Genomic DNA, 319 nt, shown 5'->3' with positions numbered 1-319 from the left:
AGCTTTATAGTAAAAATTTGACAAAAATTTTTCGCGAGCTAAATTTGAGAATTTTTGAAAATCAGATTGAATTCTATAAATCGCTTCATAAATTTCTGATTTTTGGTATGTTAAAGAAATTTCAATCCCAGTCTTATTGTTTTCAAAAAATTCACTTCGATTGTTCGAAGATATAAGCACCGGAGTTCCGAACATAAACGCTTTTGGTAAAACACCACTTTGCATCGAACGTCGGTAAGCATTCCACACTACAATACTCTGAGAAAAATACGAATTAATCTCATCATTTGATAAAGGCTTACCAGAAACAATTTTCAAA

1 protein-coding gene is annotated in these 319 nt (G+C 30.7%); it reads right to left on the bottom strand.

Annotated features, from left to right (window positions below; genetic code table 11):
* The coding region (locus KDM89_RS21180) for a hypothetical protein (protein WP_212689782.1) at positions 1–319 on the bottom strand (319 nt) is incomplete at both ends.

Source organism: Cognatundibacterium luofuense (assembly GCF_018139685.1).
In the GTDB taxonomy this organism is placed as follows: domain Bacteria; phylum Pseudomonadota; class Gammaproteobacteria; order Burkholderiales; family Burkholderiaceae_D; genus Undibacterium; species Undibacterium luofuense.
This window is presented reverse-complemented; position numbering and strand designations above follow the sequence as displayed.